The sequence below is a fragment of the Kitasatospora sp. NE20-6 genome, assembly GCF_045862635.1.
In genome coordinates, this window is sequence record NZ_BPRL01000170.1 from 1 (window position 1) to 1,135 (window position 1,135).

Below are 1,135 nucleotides of genomic sequence, written 5' to 3' on the forward strand. Positions count from 1 at the left end.
GACGAGGTCTTCCGGATCGACCACTACCTGGGCAAGGAGACCGTCCAGAACATCCTGGCCCTGCGGTTCGCCAACCAGATGTTCGAACCCATCTGGAACCGCTCCTACGTCGACCACGTGCAGATCACCATGGCCGAGGACATCGGCATCGGCGGCCGCGCCGGCTACTACGACGGCATCGGCTCGGCCCGCGACGTCATCCAGAACCACCTCCTGCAGCTGATGGCCCTGACCGCCATCGAGGAACCGGCCTCCTTCCACCCCAAGGCCCTGGTCGCCGAGAAGCTCAAGGTCCTCTCCGCGGTCCGCCTGCCCGCCGACCTCGGCGCCCACACCGTGCGCGGCCAGTACGCGGGCGGCTGGCAGGGCGGCGAGGAGGTCGTCGGCTACCTCGACGAGGACGGCATCGACCCCTCCTCCACCACCGACACCTACGCCGCGATCAAACTGGAGATCAACAACCGCCGCTGGGCGGGCGTCCCGTTCTACCTGCGCACCGGCAAACGCCTCGGCCGGCGCGTCACCGAGATCGCCGTGGTCTTCCAGCGCGCCCCCTACCTGCCCTTCGACTCCTACGCCACCGAGGAACTCGGACAGAACGCCCTGGTCATCCGGGTCCAGCCGGACGAGGGCGTCACCGTCCGCTTCGGCTCCAAGGTGCCCGGCACCGCCCTGGAGGTCCGGGACGTCACCATGGACTTCGCCTACGGCGAGTCCTTCACCGAGTCCAGCCCCGAGGCCTACGAGCGGCTCATCCTCGACGTGCTCCTCGGCGACGCGAACCTCTTCCCGCGCCACCAGGAGGTCGAACTGTCCTGGCAGATCCTCGACCCCGTCGAGAAGTACTGGGACACCCACGGCAAGCCCGCGCAGTACCCCTCGGGCACCTGGGGCCCCGCGGAGGCCGACGAGATGCTCGCACGAGACGGCAGGAGCTGGCGCCGGCCATGAAGATCGACCTCACGGACACCACGTCCAGCAAGATCAACGGCGCCCTCATGGAGGCCCGCCGCGCCGCCGGCGCGGGCGCCGCCGGGATGGTCCTCACCCTCGTCATCGTCACCGACGAGGGCAGCGCCTACGACGCCCTCAAGGCCGCCAACGACGCCTCCCGCGAACACCCCTCCCGCACCCT

1 protein-coding gene and 1 pseudogene are annotated in these 1,135 nt (G+C 69.5%); both read left to right on the top strand.

The features are described 5' to 3' along the window. A partial coding sequence (gene zwf / locus SNE206_RS40015; protein WP_407918511.1) for a glucose-6-phosphate dehydrogenase occupies positions 1 to 951 on the top strand: 951 nt, incomplete at its 5' end. Next, positions 948 to 1,135, top strand: a pseudogene (locus SNE206_RS40020) (OpcA protein); the annotation flags it as partial. The gene zwf and the pseudogene SNE206_RS40020, both read left to right, overlap by 4 nt.